The 14,850-nt window shown below is 68.5% G+C and carries 15 protein-coding genes; 11 read left to right on the plus strand and 4 right to left on the minus strand.

Going from position 1 to position 14,850, the window contains the following annotated elements; translation table 11 throughout:
• The first annotated feature begins 88 nt into the window (after positions 1-88).
• From LWW96_RS05670 to LWW96_RS05685, 4 genes are all read left to right on the plus strand, one after another.
• Positions 89-787 carry a class I SAM-dependent methyltransferase gene (locus LWW96_RS05670; protein ID WP_291484879.1) on the plus strand — a complete coding sequence of 233 codons (699 nt, stop codon included), beginning with the start codon at positions 89-91 and terminating at the stop codon, positions 785-787.
• A 143-nt stretch (positions 788-930) separates the two neighbouring features.
• The gene (locus tag LWW96_RS05675) at positions 931-1,515 is read left to right on the plus strand and encodes a hypothetical protein (RefSeq protein ID WP_291484881.1); all 585 of its coding nucleotides are present in this window, start codon (positions 931-933) and stop codon (positions 1,513-1,515) included.
• 32 nt (positions 1,516-1,547) lie between these two features.
• The gene (locus LWW96_RS05680) at positions 1,548-1,988 is read left to right on the plus strand and encodes a hypothetical protein (RefSeq protein WP_291484883.1); all 441 of its coding nucleotides are present in this window, start codon (positions 1,548-1,550) and stop codon (positions 1,986-1,988) included.
• Between the two features lie 39 nt (positions 1,989-2,027).
• Complete coding sequence (locus LWW96_RS05685) at positions 2,028-2,852, plus strand: alpha/beta hydrolase (protein WP_291484884.1); 825 nt, start codon at positions 2,028-2,030, stop codon at positions 2,850-2,852.
• A 37-nt stretch (positions 2,853-2,889) separates the two neighbouring features.
• Here the strand turns inward: LWW96_RS05685 and LWW96_RS05690 are convergent, their stop codons facing one another.
• Complete coding sequence (locus tag LWW96_RS05690; RefSeq protein WP_291484886.1) at positions 2,890-3,837, minus strand: tripartite tricarboxylate transporter substrate binding protein; 948 nt, start codon at positions 3,835-3,837, stop codon at positions 2,890-2,892.
• A gap of 98 nt (positions 3,838-3,935) precedes the next feature.
• On the minus strand, positions 3,936-4,934 hold the full coding sequence (locus LWW96_RS05695; protein WP_291484888.1) for a tripartite tricarboxylate transporter substrate binding protein: 999 nt from the start codon (positions 4,932-4,934) through the stop codon (positions 3,936-3,938).
• Positions 4,935-5,086: 152 nt separating this feature from the next.
• Between LWW96_RS05695 and LWW96_RS05700 the strand changes: the two genes are divergently transcribed.
• From LWW96_RS05700 to LWW96_RS05730, 7 genes are all read left to right on the plus strand, one after another.
• Positions 5,087-6,541 carry an FAD-dependent oxidoreductase gene (locus tag LWW96_RS05700; RefSeq protein ID WP_291484890.1) on the plus strand — a complete coding sequence of 485 codons (1,455 nt, stop codon included), beginning with the start codon at positions 5,087-5,089 and terminating at the stop codon, positions 6,539-6,541.
• Positions 6,542-6,621: 80 nt separating this feature from the next.
• Positions 6,622-7,464, plus strand: coding sequence for an IclR family transcriptional regulator (locus tag LWW96_RS05705; protein WP_291484892.1), 843 nt, complete (start codon positions 6,622-6,624; stop codon positions 7,462-7,464).
• 54 nt (positions 7,465-7,518) lie between these two features.
• A complete protein-coding gene (locus LWW96_RS05710; RefSeq protein WP_291484894.1) occupies positions 7,519-8,814 on the plus strand; it encodes an aconitase X catalytic domain-containing protein in 1,296 nt (431 codons plus the stop codon).
• On the plus strand, positions 8,811-9,272 hold the full coding sequence (locus tag LWW96_RS05715) for a DUF126 domain-containing protein (RefSeq protein ID WP_291484896.1): 462 nt from the start codon (positions 8,811-8,813) through the stop codon (positions 9,270-9,272). The genes LWW96_RS05710 and LWW96_RS05715 overlap by 4 nt, the downstream gene beginning before the upstream one ends.
• The gene (gene ilvD, locus LWW96_RS05720) at positions 9,269-10,969 is read left to right on the plus strand and encodes a dihydroxy-acid dehydratase (RefSeq protein ID WP_291484898.1); all 1,701 of its coding nucleotides are present in this window, start codon (positions 9,269-9,271) and stop codon (positions 10,967-10,969) included. The genes LWW96_RS05715 and ilvD overlap by 4 nt, the downstream gene beginning before the upstream one ends.
• Before the next feature lie 119 nt (positions 10,970-11,088).
• A complete protein-coding gene (locus LWW96_RS05725; protein ID WP_291484900.1) occupies positions 11,089-12,243 on the plus strand; it encodes a porin in 1,155 nt (384 codons plus the stop codon).
• Positions 12,244-12,257: 14 nt separating this feature from the next.
• Positions 12,258-13,229 (plus strand): tripartite tricarboxylate transporter substrate binding protein, encoded by a 972-nt coding sequence (locus LWW96_RS05730; protein WP_291484903.1) that lies wholly within the window; start codon positions 12,258-12,260, stop codon positions 13,227-13,229.
• Between the two features lie 58 nt (positions 13,230-13,287).
• Here the strand turns inward: LWW96_RS05730 and LWW96_RS05735 are convergent, their stop codons facing one another.
• On the minus strand, positions 13,288-14,103 hold the full coding sequence (locus LWW96_RS05735; RefSeq protein ID WP_291484905.1) for an AraC family transcriptional regulator: 816 nt from the start codon (positions 14,101-14,103) through the stop codon (positions 13,288-13,290).
• Positions 14,104-14,107: 4 nt separating this feature from the next.
• Positions 14,108-14,719, minus strand: coding sequence for a LysE family translocator (locus LWW96_RS05740; protein WP_291484906.1), 612 nt, complete (start codon positions 14,717-14,719; stop codon positions 14,108-14,110).
• Positions 14,720-14,850 lie beyond the last annotated feature (131 nt).

The following is a 14,850-nucleotide window of genomic DNA, read 5'->3' on the forward strand; positions in this document are numbered from 1 at the left end:
TGCCATGCATGGATAGCATCCGGGTGTCGTTGATTGATCGCTTCTGCGCTTCTGCTGCCTTTGCACTCACCCGGCTCGCATTTTGTTCATGACCTCTTCTGCCACCGCCCCGGTTTCTGACGCGTCGCTCTCTGTCGCAGCCCGTTCGGCCGCAGCAGCCAAGGCGCGGTTCTGGGACCGCATTGCGCCCAAGTACGCCGCCGACGCGATTGCCGACCTGGCGGGGTACGAGGCCACGCTGCAGCGCGTGCAGGGCCTGCTGTCGCCCCAGCACGATGTGCTGGAGATCGGCTGCGGCACGGGCAGCACGGCCCTGCGCTTGGCGCCGTTTACCCGCAGCTTGCTAGCCACTGACGTGTCGCCCCAGATGATCGCCATTGCCCACGAGCGGCTGGCCGCGCAGCCCACGCCGCAGTTGCGGTTTGCGGTGGCGGATGCAGAGGCGGCGACCTTTGGGGCGGAAGCATTTGATGCCGTGCTGGCCTTCAACGTGCTGCACCTGACGAGCGCGCTGGACGAGGCGCTCAGCCGGCTGGTGCAGGCGCTGCGCCCGGGCGGGCGGCTGATCTCCAAGACTGCTTGCGTTGCCGAGATGAACCTGTTGATTCCCTACCTGGCCGTGCCGGTGATGCGCGCCCTGCGCCTGGTCCCGCCCGTGCTGTGCTTTGACGAGCACCAGCTGCGCTCGGCCATGGTGCGGCAGGGCCTGCAGATCGTGTGCGTTGAACGGCATGGCACGCGGGGCAAGGACACCCGCGCCTTCATCGTCGCCCGCAAGCCGGGCTGATTTTTTCCTGTTTCTCCCAAAACATGCGGCCCCTGGTGGGCCCGCAGGGGGGCGTTTTGCCTGCTGGTTTTGCAGCCTGTTGCGTTGATCGTTTTTTGGCGAGCTGTTTGTTTTGTCCCATTGAGCCCAAGGAGCTTTTTCTCATGCCTGTTGCTTGTCTCTCATCGCACCGCTTGCGCAGCACACGCGCGTCCGTTGCCGCGTCGATCGCCCTGGCCGCACTGGCCCTGAGCGCGTGTGGTGGCGGGGGAGGGGACGGTGACAGCGAGCCACCACCGAATGGCGGTTCAGGGGGCTCCGGCGGTACGGGGCCTGCGGCGTCCCTGGCCGCGCTGGAAGGCGACTGGGTGCAAAAAGGGTGCGTCAATGCGGGCGCGCAGTCGTACAAGCGGACCGTGCGCGCACGCCTCACAGGCCAGACCACCCTGGACTACTACGAAGGTGTGCTGACCTTCAGCGGCAACGCCTGCGCCGGCGCCTACCAGGCGGTGGGGCCCAGCAAAACCGGCACGGTGACCTTTGCACGGTCTGACGCCAACCAGGCGTTGGCGGCCCACTGGGGCGAGCTGCGCACCGTCATCGGCACGCGCGCGGGCGCCATCTGGACGCTGCAGCCGGGCAACCTGCTGTGCCTGCTGGGCGACGAGATTCCCACCATTCAACCCACGCTGGCGGCCGTGGCCTCCAGCGTGGCAACCCTCCCCGCAGACAACTGTTTTACCCGCTGATTTCCTCGCACGCCATGACATCCCTTACCTCCATGAAAACACCTTCCCGCCTTCTTTTCATTGCGCCCCGGGCGTGCGTTGTCTCGGTGCTGGCGCTGGTGGCCGGCTGTGCCTCCACCCTCGACGACTCGGGCCTGGAGCAGCGCACTGCGCAGGCCATCGGGCGGGCCGCGGGCCAGTTCACCATCACCGACCGGCAGGAGGAAACCGGTGGCCGGGTCAACTACACCGTCCACACGCTGGATGGCGCGACCTACCGTTGCTACGTGTACGGTGTCACGGGCTTCCAGAAGGCCATGACCTTTGGGCAGACCCCGCATTCCGATGCCATCTGCACGGCCATGGTGGGCAGCCAGCGCGCGGGCCGCGCCGCCGCCGCGCCCGCAACCACCCCTGCGCCGGGCGCCGAGCAACGGGGCCGCGGCACGGGCAAGGAATGCAATGCGTTGCTGCGGGCGGCACAGCGCTGCTGATACCTCTGCCCTCCATCAACCCTTCGCGGAAAGCCGGACATGACGAAGCGATGGCACTGGGGCAGCCTGTGGTTGGTGGTCGTTCTGAGCGGCTGCGCCACGGTGCCGGGCGCGGCCACCGCCACGGTGGACGGGCGCCAGGTGGAATACGTGCTTGCCGGGCAGGGCGAACCGGTGGTGGTGTTCGAAAACGGGCTGGGCGCCACGCTGGACTGGTGGGCCAAGGTCTGGCCCGACGCCGTGGCGCAAACCCGTGCACTGGCCTACGACCGCGCGGGCTACGGCCGCAGCGATGCGGCCTTGGAGCCGCGCGACGGTGCGCACGTGGTGGAAGAACTTCGGGCCCTGCTGCGGGCCCGCCAACTGCCGCCGCCGTATGTGCTGGTGGGGCATTCCCTGGGCGGCCTCTACATGCAGCTGTTTGCACGCCAGTACCCTGGCGAGGTGGCGGCGCTGGTGCTGGTGGACTCCACGCACCCCGAACAGGTCAAGGGGGCTGGCAACCCCGAGCTGTGGCCCGTGTGGCTGAAGGTGGTCTTCCGCGCAACGGCCTCTGCAACGGCCCGGCAGGAGCTGGCGGCCCTGGATGCCACGGGCGACGCGGTGTCCCGGCTGCCGGTGGACCCCTCGGTGCCCGTGTGGGTGCTGAGCGCGCGGCATGCCACCGGGGCACCGTCTGCGCTGGCGGACGATGCCGACCGCAAACGGACCGACCTGGCCCGCCTCTACCCCGGGTCCACCCAGGTGTGGGTGGACAGCGGGCATGGCATTCCGCTGGAAAAGCCGGAGGCAGTGGTCCTTGCCATCCAGGAGGCGCTGCGGGTGGCGCGCACCCCCGGCACCGGCGTGCCCAAGCCGCAGTAGTGGATGGCGGCGCCACGGTGCCCGCGCCGTGCCCTTTTTACTGCTTGGTAAGCCCCAGCTTGCGGATGGTCTGGCCCCACTGGTCGTAGGTGGCGCGCGTCAACGCCGCCAGCTCGGCCGGGCTGGACGACTCGGCTTCGTAGGCGCCCTGGCGGAAGAACTCGCGGGTGGCAGGCATCGCGAGCACCTGGGCCAGGGCGGCGTTGAGCGTGCCCACCACCGGCGCGGGCATGTGGGCGGGGCCGTAGAAGCCCAGCCAGCTCGGCATGTCGATACCGCTCGCTCCCTGTTCGCCCATGGTGGGCACGTCGGGCAGCATGGGGCTTCGCTGCGGGGCCGCCACGGCCAGCATGCGCACCTTGCCCGTGGCCGTGTTCTGGATGGCGTTGGGCGCCGCGTCAAAGTAGAACTGCACGCGCCCCGCCAGGAAGTCCTTGGCCGCGTCGGCGCCGCCCTTGTAGGGCACATGCACCGCATCCAGCCCGGCCTGGCGCACAAAGGCTTCGCCGTAGATGTGCGACGAGGTACCCGTGCCAAACGAGGCATAGCCCGTCTGGCCGGGGTGGGCCTTGATGTAGGAGATCAGTTCCTGTACGGTGCGCGCAGGCACGCTGGTGTGTACGGTAAGCACCAGCGGCCCGCGTGCGCCCAGCGACAGCGGGGTGAGATCCTTGAACGGGTCGTAGCGCACATTGGCCAGCGTCTGCGGGTTCTGCGCCACCACGGAAGAGGGGGCATACATGAAGGTGTAGCCGTCGGGTGCGGAGCGGATCACCTCTTCGGTGGCAAGGATGAAACTCGCACCCGGGCGGTTTTCCACGATCACCGGGGTCTTCAGGACCTCGGCCAGCTTGGTGGCCACAAACCGCGCCTGGGCGTCGGATGCGCCCCCGGCCGCCAGGCCCAGCACGATGCGGATGGTGCGGCCCTTGTCGGGAAAAGGCGCGGCGGCCCAGGCGGACGATGGCCGGAGAGACGCGCCCAATGCGCCCAGTGCGCCCAGTGCCCCCGCTGCGCTCCATGCGCTCAGCGCAAGCCTTGCGCTGAACCTGCGGCGGCTTGGCATGAAAGGAGTGGGGCCGCTCATTGCTTTGTCAGCCCCACTTGCTGCACCATCGCGCCCCACTGCTCATAGGTGGTGCGCGTGACCTGGGCGAACTCCTGCGCGGAGCTGCCAGCCGCCTCGTAGCCGCCGTTGCGGTAGAACTCCCGCACCTGCGGCATTGCAAGCACCTTGCCCAGCGCGGTGTTGAGCTTTTCCACCACGGCAGGGGGCATGTTTGCCGGCCCGTAGAAGCCCAGCCAGCTGGGCAGGTCCAGCCCGGCGAATCCCTGCTCCGCGAACGTGGGCACGTCGGGCAGGGCGGGAATGCGCGCGTTGGCCGCCACGGCCAGCACCTTTACCTTGCCGGTACCGGACGTGATGATGGCCGAGGACGCCGAGTCGAACATGTACTGCACGCGGCCCGCAATCAGGTCCTTGGCCGCGTCGGAGCCGCCCTTGTAGGGGATGTGGACTGCATCGGTTCCCGTCTTCTTCACGAACGCCTCTCCATAGATGTGCGACGAGGTGCCCGCGCCAAACGATGCGTAGCTCACCTTGCCGGCGTTGGCTTTCACATACGCAACCAGTTCCTTGACGTTGGTGGCCGGCACGGTGGTGCTGATGGACAGGACCAAGGGCCCGCGTCCGCCCATCGAGATGGGCGTGAAATCCTTGAACGGATCGTAGGGCACCTGGCTGAACGTGTGCGGGTTCTGCGCCATGGTGGAAGACGGCGCGTACAGCAGGGTGTACCCGTCAGGCTGTGCGCGCGAGACTTCGGCGGCCGCCATCATGGTGCTGGCGCCAGGCTTGTTGTCCACGATCACGCTGGTGCCCAGCACCTCGCCCAGCTTCTGCGCCACGATGCGCGCCTGCGCATCCGTGCCACCCCCGGCGGTAAACCCCACCACGATGCGGATGGACTTGCCGCGCACGGGAAAGTCCTGCGCCTGGGCCAGTGGGAGCGCCAGGCCCCAAAGCGCCCCAGCCCCGAGCGCAAAGCCCAACGCCCGGCGCACGCCGGAAATCTGTTTCATCCTTGTCTCCTTGCAGTTGTTTGGCTTATTGTGGACATCAAATTCATTAAAAGTCCATAGAGGCCCGGGAAAACCCGGAGATTGCGGAATTTGAAGTTGACAAAATGGACATTGAAATCATAATTAGTCCAACAACTTCCCGAGATCGATTCATGAAAACAGTCGTCCGCACCGACGAGCGCATCCTGACCTCTGACATCTTCGACCGCGACAGCCGCACCAAGCGGCCCGATCACGGCAGCTGGGCGGAGCCTGGCAAGAACATTCCCGTGTACCACCGCTGCGGTGTGCTGGTGGTGGGGGGCGGCCCCTCCGGCACGGCCGCGGCGGCGGCTGCGGCGCGGGCCGGTGCCGACGTGGCGCTGCTGGAGCGCTACAACCACCTGGGGGGGCTTTCCACGGGCGGCCTGGTGATCTGGATCGACCGCATGACCGATTGGCAAGGCCAGCTCGTGATTCGCGGTTTTGCCGAAGAGCTGTTCGACCGCCTGCCGGCCGATGCCATCGCTGGCCCGGCACGGGAGGACTGGGGCTCGCAAGACACCGCCAAGGCCGCCCACTGGTCGCACCGCACGGCCGCCTACCACGGCGTGGTGACCTGGTCGCCCACGGTGGACCCGGAGCGGCTCAAGCTGCTGAGCCAGGAAATCGTGCTGGAGCGCCAGGTGAAGCTCATTTATCACTCCTGGGCCGCCATTCCCATCGTGCAGGACGGCGCCGTCAAGGGCGTGGTCTTCGAGAGCAAGGAGGGCCGCATGGCCATCATGGCCGACGTGGTGGTGGACGCCACCGGCGACGGCGACCTGTTTGCCCGGGCCGGCGCCGCGTTCGTGAACGACATCGAGGAGGCCGACGTGCACCACTGCATGAACACCTCCTGGCTGTTCGGCGGCGTGGACATGAACCGGTGGATCGAATTCAAGGCCGGCCAGCCGGAGGCGTTCTCGGCCTTCATGGCGCGGGGGCGCGAGGAGCTCGGCCTGTTCGAGCGCCCCTTCGTCTCCTGGCGCAATGACGTGGCGCTTTTCATGGGGCCGCGCCAGTCGGGCTATTCGCCGCTGGACGTGGACGACCTGACTGCCGTGGAGGTGCGTTCGCACCGCGCCATGGCGGCGCACCTGGACTACTTCCGCGCGCACGCACCGGGCTTCGAAGACGCCTTCCTCATGCTCAGCGCCCCCCAGATCGGCGTGCGCCATGCGCGGCGCCTGACCGGCGTGGGCGCCGTGCTGCGCAGCCAGTGGCCCGACGGTGTGCCCCTGGCCGACGAGATTGGCGTCACGCCCGCCGTGTCGCCCAAGTTTCCCAACATCTCCATCCCCTACGGCGCGCTGGTGCCCCAGCAGCTGGACGGCCTGCTGGCCTGCGGGCGCCATATCTCGTGCGACCGCAATTCGCACGGCTTCATGCGCGAGATTCCGCAGTGCTGGATCACCGGGCAGGCGGCGGGGGTGGCGGCTGCGCTGGCATCCCAGGGCGGCATTCAGCCGCGCGCGGTGGATGTGGGCGCACTGCAATCCGCACTGCTGGCGCAGGGCGTGTACCTGCGCCCCGGCGCAATGCAGAGCGCCGCCGCCCCGGCGGCCGCTGCGCACGCCGTGGCCTGACCCCGGGCGGTTGAGTGATGTCCATGCACGGCACTCTTTCGCAAGCCTCTACATTGCAGGGTCTTGCAAAGGGTTCATCCATGTCCACTGAAAAAAACGACGCATCCCTGTCTTCCGCCGATGCTGCCGACGCGCGCGGCGACCGGTCCGATACCGTGAGTGCGCTGGAGCGCGGCATCTCGGTGCTGCGCTGCTTCAGCGAAGACCGCCCGGTGCTCGGCCATGCCGACATCGCCCGCATCACCGGCATTCCCCGGCCCACGGTGAACCGGCTGGTCGCCACGCTGCTCTCCCTGGGCATGCTCAAGGCCGCGCAGGTGGCCGACCGCTTCATGCTCGGCCCAGGCGTGGTGTCGCTGTCGCGCGTGTTCCTGGGCAGCCTGGACGTGCGCGCCGCCGCGCGGCCCAGCATGCAGGCCCTGGCCGAAGAGGTGGGGGCATCGGTGTACCTGGCGATCCGCGACGGCATGGAGATGGTGCTGATCGAGGCCTGCCGGCCGCGCTCGTCCATGCTCTCGGCACGGCTGGACGTGGGCTCGCGCGCACCGTTGGCCAACTCGGCCCTGGGCCGCGCCTACCTGTCGGCCCTGCCGGAGGGGCAGCGCAACCAGCTGATTGATTCGATGCGCCTGCTGCGCGGCCCCGAGTGGGACGCCATCGCGCCCAACATGCTGCGCGCGATCAGCGAATCCCAGCGCCTGGGCTACTGCCTGTCGCTGGGCGAATTCCACCGCGAGATCAATTCGGTGTCCGTGCCCCTGATCGGGCCCGATGGCGAGGTGATGGCCTTGAATGGCGGCGGCGCTGCCTTCGTGTTTACCGAAGAGCGCCTGCGCAACGAACTGGCCCCGCGCCTGCAGCACATCGCGCGATCCATTGCGCGCGACATTGGCGGCCACGTGCCGACACCCTCGCCGGGCTAGCGGCTCGGCGGGGTTCACCCCCGGAAACGGAAGAAAGAACGGAGACAACAGGCCATGTACCTGACCGATGAAGAAAAAGCCATGCTGGACGGCCGCGACGGGCCGGCCGTACACAAGGCCATGGACCTGCTGGTGCGCTACGGCGAAGCCCTGGGGGCTGAGCGCCTGGTGGAGACGCGCAACGTCTGCGCCAGCATCACCTCCACCACGCCGTTCCAGCGCGACTTCGCGTTCTCGCGGGGCGGCGGCATGGATGCCGTGTTCTCCGAATTCAGCCTGGACAGCCAGGAGACGGTGGAGATTCCCAAGTTCAAGGTCTTCACCAGCCATTTGCAGCTGGGCTTCGACCCCGGCCAGCCCGAGCGCATGGGCGTGACCGAGGAGATCGTGAACTTCTACCACCAGAGCGAGCGCCATGCGGCCGGCCTGGGCGCACAGATCATGAACACCTGCACTCCCTACCAGGTGGGCAACATCCCGACGCGGGGCGAGCATTGCGCATGGATGGAGTCGTCGGCCGTGGTGTATTGCAATTCCGTGCTGGGTGCGCGCACCAACACCGAAGGCCGCGAGAGCACTGGCGCCGCCATGCTCACGGGCCGCATTCCGTACTGGGGCTACCACCTGGACGAGAACCGCCATGCCACGCACGTGGTGGAGCTGGATGTCGAAGTGGAATCGGTGCAGGACTGGGGCCTGCTGGGCTACTACATCGGCGAGCACGTGCAGGAGCGCGTGCCGGTGGTGCACCGCAAGGGCGGCATCGGCCGCGTGCCCAACCTGCCGCGGCTCAAGCACTTCGGGGCGGCGGCGTCGTCCTCGGGCGGCGTGGAGATGTACCACATCGCCGGCGTCACGCCCGAGGCCTTGACGCTGGAGCAGGCCCTGGGCGGCCGCAAGCCCGTGCAGGTGCTGCGCTATGGCGCAGCCGAGCGCCGCGCCACCTACGCAAAGATCAACGCCACCGGCCAGGACGCCGAGGTGCAGTACGTGATGCTCGGCTGCCCCCACTACACCATCGAGCAGATCTGGGAAGCCGCGCAGCTCCTCGAAGGCCGCAAGGTGCACCCCGACTGTGCGCTGTGGATCTTCACGCCGCGCGCCATCAAGTCGCTGGCCGACCGCAATGGGTACACCAGGATCATCGAGGACGCGGGCGGCATCCTCATGACCGACAGCTGCTCGGCCATGAGCCGGGCCGTGCCCAAGGGCACGAAGACCGTGGCGCTCGACTCCGCCAAGCAGGCGCATTACCTGCCGGCCATCCTGGGCGTGCAGGCCTGGTTCGGCAGCACGGCGGAATGCATCGACGCGGCCTGCACCGGCCGCTGGAAGGGGGGCCAGGCATGAACAGCAGCCCCATCGTGATCGAACACAGCCAGGTGCTGCGTGGCCGCAAGGTGGTGGGCGGCGTGGCCGAAGGCGAGGCCCTGGTCACCCGCGACCGCATCTCGGGCTGGGGCGGCATCGACCCGCGCACCGGCACGGTCGTCGAGACCCGGCATGAACTGCGCGGCCAGAGTTTTGCGGGCAAGGTGCTGGTGTTTCCGGGGGCCAAGGGCTCCTCGGGCTGGTCCGCCATGTTCCACATGACACGGCTCATGAACGTGGCGCCGGCAGCCTTCCTGTTCAACGAAATGACGACCAAGATGGCCCTGGGCGCCGTGGTTACCCATTCGCCCGCAATGACGGGCTTCGACCGCGACCCGCTCGATTGCATCGAGACGGGCGACTGGGTGCGCGTGGACGCCGACCGTGGCGTGGTCGAGATCATCAAGAAGCGCACCGACATTGGAGACCGCCCATGACCCGCCCCCTGCGCAGCAACTTCCCGCGCGGCTCCTACCTCTGGTCGGTGCGCAACGCGCACTGGCGCGCCCTGGGCATCCCTGAAGAGGATTGCGAGAAGCCCAAGATCGCCATCGTCAACAGCTCCTCGGAACTGGCGGCCTGCTTCAGCCACCTGGATAAGGTGGCGGCGGAGATCAAGGCCGCCATCCGCGCGGCAGGCGGCGTGCCCTTCGAGATCCGCACTGCCGCGCCCAGCGACTTCATCACCGGCGCGGGGGCGCGCGGCGCCTACATGCTGGGTGCGCGCGACCTGGTGACCAACGACATCGAGGTGGCCGTGGAGGGCGCGCAGCTCGACGGCATGGTCTGCCTCACGTCGTGCGACAAGACCGTGCCCGGCCAGCTCATGGCGGCGGCGCGGCTGAACATTCCCACGCTGCTCGTGCCCTGCGGCTACCAGCCCAGCGGCGAATACCGGGGCAAGCACACGGACATCGAGGACGTCTTCATCGGCGCCATGCATGCGGTCACGGGCGGCCTGCCCGTGGAAGAGCTGGTGGGCATGAGCCGCGAGGCCATTCGCGGGCCGGGTGTGTGCTCGGGCCTGGGCACGGCCAACTCCATGCACATCGTCTGCGAGGCGCTGGGCCTGGCCCTGCCGGGCAGCGCGCCGGTGGCCGCACTCAGCCCCAAGATGATGGCGGACGTGCGGGCGGCCGGTGCGCGCATCGTGCAGATGGTGCTCGACGACCTCAAGCCGCGCGACATCCTCTCGCCCGGCGCCTTTGCCAACGCGGTGCGCGCGGTGCTGTCCATCGGTGGCTCGCTCAACACGGCCAAGCACCTGCAGGCCGTGGCCACCGAGGGTGAGACAGGCGTCGATGTCTATGGCCTGTTCGAAAGCCTGGGGCCCACCACGCCCGTGCTGGCCGGCGTGCGGCCCATCGGGAGCCATTCCATCGAGCAATTCGAAGCGGCAGGCGGTGCGCGCGCGCTCATGCGGCAACTGGCGCCGCTGCTGGATACCGGCGCGCTCACCGTGACGGGCGGCACCGTGGCCGACAACCTGCGCGATGTGCAGGTGCAGGATGCCGAGGTGATCCGTCCGCTGGACCGCCCGGTCGCACCCCTGCCGGCCATCGTGCTGCTGCGTGGCAACCTCGCGCCCGAGTCCGGCCTCATCAAGACCGGGATTGTGGAGCGCAAGGTCCGCCGCTTCACCGGCCCGGCCGTGTGCTTCTGGTCGTCCGATGCGGCCATCGCCGCGCTCAAGAACGGCGCCATCGTGCCGGGGCAGGTCATCGTGATGCGCGGCGCCGGGGCCTGCGGCGGCCCGGCCATGGGGGGCGGCGCTTCGCGCGTGGTGTTTGCGGTGGACGGCGCGGGGCTGGGCGACCAGGTGGCCATCCTGACCGACGGGCACCTCTCGGGCCTGGTCTGCAAAGGGCTGGTGGTGGCCGAGGTGTCGCCCGAGGCGGCGCTGGGCGGGCCGCTGGGCCTGGTGCGCGATGGCGACGGGATCACCATCGACCTGGATGCCCGGCGCCTCGACGTCGCGCTGACCGACGCGGAACTGGCAGAGCGGCGCGCCAGCTGGCAGGCACCGGCCGCGCAGTTCGATACCGGCTGGCTGCAGCAGTACCGGCGCAACGTGAGCCCGCTGTCCCAGGGCGCGGTGCTGGTGCGCACCCGGCGCCCCGAACCCGCGGGCTGATCCCCTTCATTTCCTGGCTTTCACCTCCGGGCGCGGACGCAGATCCGCCCCGGTGGGCGGAGCCCTGCGCGCGAATTTTTTTGATTTTCCAACCCGAGAAGAAGCAGGAGACAAAGAGCATGAAAAAGAGCACGAAGACGAGCACGAAGAAAAGAGCCTTGTGGATGTGGTCGGCCCTGGGGCTGGCGTGCGGCGCCGCCCATGCGCAGTCCAGCGTCACCTTGTTTGGTGTGGTGGACCTGGGCGTGCAGCAGACGCGCTCCGGAGACGGAGGGAAGGTCACGGCGCTGGGCAATGGAGGGTTGTCCACCAGCCGCATCGGCTTTCGCGGCACCGAAGACCTGGGCAGCGGCCTGCGGGCGGGGTTCTGGCTGGAGGGCAGCCTGAACCCCGACACGGGCGCGGGCCGCGCCACCAACACCAACAACCAGCCCAGCGGCGCCACCACGGCCGGGCCACTGACCTTTGACCGCATGTCGTACGTGAGCCTGTCGCACACGCAATGGGGCGAAGTCCGGGCTGGGCGGGACTTCATTCCCACGCACTACAACAGCATCTACTTCGACCCGTTCAACGCCAACGGCGTGGCCCGTGCGGGCAACTTGACCTTCGCGGGCGCTGGCACGGGGCCGCTGCCCACGGCCATCGCGGGCAGCAACACCTTGAGCTACTGGCTTCCGGGCAAGCTCGGCGGCCTGTACGGCATGGCCATGGTCGGGACGGGGGAGAACCTCTCCAATGCACCCAACAGCGACGACGGCAATTTTGCCGGCCTGCGCCTGGGCTACGCCGCTGGCGCGTTCGATGTGGCAGCGGCTTTCACGCGCTCGCAGTTCAGTTCCACCGCCGCCATCGGCAACTACACGCATGCCAACGTGGGCGGCACCTGGGATGCAGGCTTCGCCAAGTTCTTCGCCCTGTACAACCGCGTGACGGTCCAGCTGGCGGCGGGCTCGGTGCGCAAGAACACGGCAGAGATCGGTGCCCACATCCCCGCGTTCGAGGTGGGCCGCATCCGCCTGAGCTACGCCTACCTGGACGACCGCAGCGACACCAGCGTGCGCACGCCTGGCGGCCAGGCGCGCAGTGGCGACGATGCACGCCAGTGGGGCGTGGGCTATGTGCACAACCTTTCCAAGCGGACCGCGCTGTACGGCACCTACGCACGCATCTCGAACCGCGGCGAGGCGCGCTATGTCGTGAGCGGCGGGGCGGCACCCGCGGCCGGGCGCAGCTCGTCGGGCTGGGAGCTTGGTGTGCGGCACACCTTCTGATCTGGGAGACGACCATGCAACGCAGAAACCTGGGCGCCCTGGCGGCCGGTGCCGCACTGGCCCTGCTGCCCGGCGCCGCAGCCTGGAGTGCCGAGACCTACCCCGCCAAGCCGGTGCGCCTGATCGTGGGCTTTGCGCCCGGCGGTGGGGCGGATGCCCTCACGCGCATCATCGCGGAGGGCTTGTCCAAGCAGCTGGGGCAGCAGGTGGTGGTGGAAAACCGCCCCGGCGCCGACGGCGTGCTGGCCGCGCAGGCCGTGTCGTCCGCCAAGCCGGACGGCTATACGCTGCTGATGGGCACCAACACGGCCATGGTGGCCGCTCCCACCCTGCGCCCGACGCCGCCGTACGACCCGTTTCAGGCCTTCACGCCCATCAGCTCGGCAGGGCAGTTCTCGATGTTCCTGGTGGTGCCGGCGAGCCTGCCCGCGAAGAGCGTGGGCGAGCTGCTGGCCTTGGTGGCTGCCAAGCCCGGCGCGTATAACTCCGCCTCCAGCAACAGTGCTTCGGAGCTGGCGATGCTGCAACTGCTGGGCGAGCAGCGCAAGGTCGTCAACGCGCGCTACAAGGGCGACATGCAGGCCATGACCGACCTGCTGGGCGGGCAGATCCACATGATGTTCACCACCGGCACGCTGGCCCCCAGCTTTGTGAAGGAGGGCCGCATCCGCGCACTGGCGGCGCTGTTGCCCGAGCGCAGCGCCCTGCTGCCCGACGTGCCCACGGGCGGCGAACTGGGGCTGGGCAAGCTCACGATCACGCCCTGGGCGGGTTTCTTCGGGCCGCCGGGATTGCCCAAAGCCATTACCGACAAGCTGTCGCAGGAGCTGCAGAAGACGCTGAAGCGCCCGGAGGTGCATGCGCAACTGGTGCAGCAGGGCTTTGAGGGCTACGGCATGAGCCCCGCGAAATTCGCCGAGTTCTTCCGCACGCAGTACGACGCGTTCGGCGCCACGGTGCGCGAGCACAACGTGAAGTTCGAGTAGGGGCGCTTGCGGCGCCCCGCTACCGCCGCACGAGCCGAAGGGCCACGGCGGCGGCCCGTCAGGAAGGCACGCTCCGGTAGTTGCCAGGCGTCATGGCGTGGTGGGCCTTGAACGCGCGCTGGAGGTGCGCCTGGTCTGAAAAGCCCATGGACTGGGCTGCATCGGCCAGCGCCATGCCTTGGGACAGCAGCCGCCGTGCGCCGTTGACGCGCAGGTTCTGCAGGTAGCTGCCGGGCGTCATGCCGCACGCCGTCTGGAAACGCCGGATGAACCGGGAACTGCTCATGCCACAGGCTTCGGCGAGTTCTTGCACGGTGACGCGCTTCTCGTAACCCGCCTGCATTGCCGCCATGGCGGGTACCAGTTCTTCGGGCACATGGGCCCAGTCCCTGGGGTGGCCGGGGCGGGACTGGCTGGCAACCCAGCGGGGCAGGTCTGCGGCCAGTGCGTGGGCCGCAGCCTCCGACGTCACGGGGCGGCACAACAGGTCCACGCACCGCGTGATGGCCGGGTCCCTGAGGCTGCGGGAGATCCATTCCAGTCCGTCCGGCGGTGCCGCCATCCCCCGGACCTGCGCGACCGCATGGCGCAGCCAGTCGGCGTTGATGAACAGCATGCGATAGGACCAGATGTTTCCGGGCAGGGGGTTGCAGGAGTGAACCACGTCGGGCTCAATCAGCACCACGGAGCCGGCCTGGACCTGCTGGGGCCCGCCGGGATGGTGGAAGGTCGCGCAGCCGGTGTCGACGATGCCCACGGAAAATTCGGCATGCGCGTGGGCTCGGTAGCAGTCGCGGGTGTTGACGCTGACGCGAAGCTCCGCCCACGGCGCAGCCGGGTGGCGGTGGATGCGGTGCTGGCTGTCGGATGGCATCAGATCATTGCACCATCGGGACGACGCTGTACGCGAGCAGCAGGCCCATGGCCCGGTTGAAGAACTTCTGCCGTGCCGGCACTGCCAGCCAGCGCGTCAGGACACGCCCGGCGACAGTCCAGCAGCCCACGCCAAAGCTGCAGGCCAGCAGCGACACGCCGCAAAACATCGCCAGCGCGGCTGGCACATCGGTCTGGGGCAGGACGAACAGCCCCACGCCGGACAAGGCGACCATCCACGCTTTCGGGTTGAGGGACTGCGCCATGCCGCCATCGGCAAAGGCCCGGGCAGCTGTGTCCCCTTCCAGTGTGGCCGCCGCCTGCAATGGGGCCGGGGGCGCGGTGGCAATGCGCCAGGCCAGGTACATCAGGTAGCCGGCCCCGGCCCATTTCATCGCCAGCATGAGCGGCTGGTTGCCCAGCAACTGCTCGCCCCCCTTGCCCATGAGCCACACGACCAGTGCATAGCTCACGCTGGCACCCAGCACATAGGCCATGGCCACGCCGGGCTTGCCCTGCGCGCCGTGGCGCACGGCAAGGATGTTGACGGGACCCGGGGTGATGGCCCCGACCACGGCGAAAACGCCCATTCCAAAGACAAGAGCCGACACGGACATACCTTCCTGAAACACCGTTGCGAAACGGGTTCAGTATGGGCAGCCGGCCGGCGGATGTATTGAACAGAATTGCGCGGCAGGGGCGTTCTGCGGCCGGCGTTGGGCGGGCCGGGGGCACCTCCTGGGCAATG

The sequence above is a fragment of the Acidovorax sp. genome (assembly GCF_021287135.1).
In the GTDB taxonomy this organism is placed as follows: domain Bacteria; phylum Pseudomonadota; class Gammaproteobacteria; order Burkholderiales; family Burkholderiaceae_C; genus Acidovorax.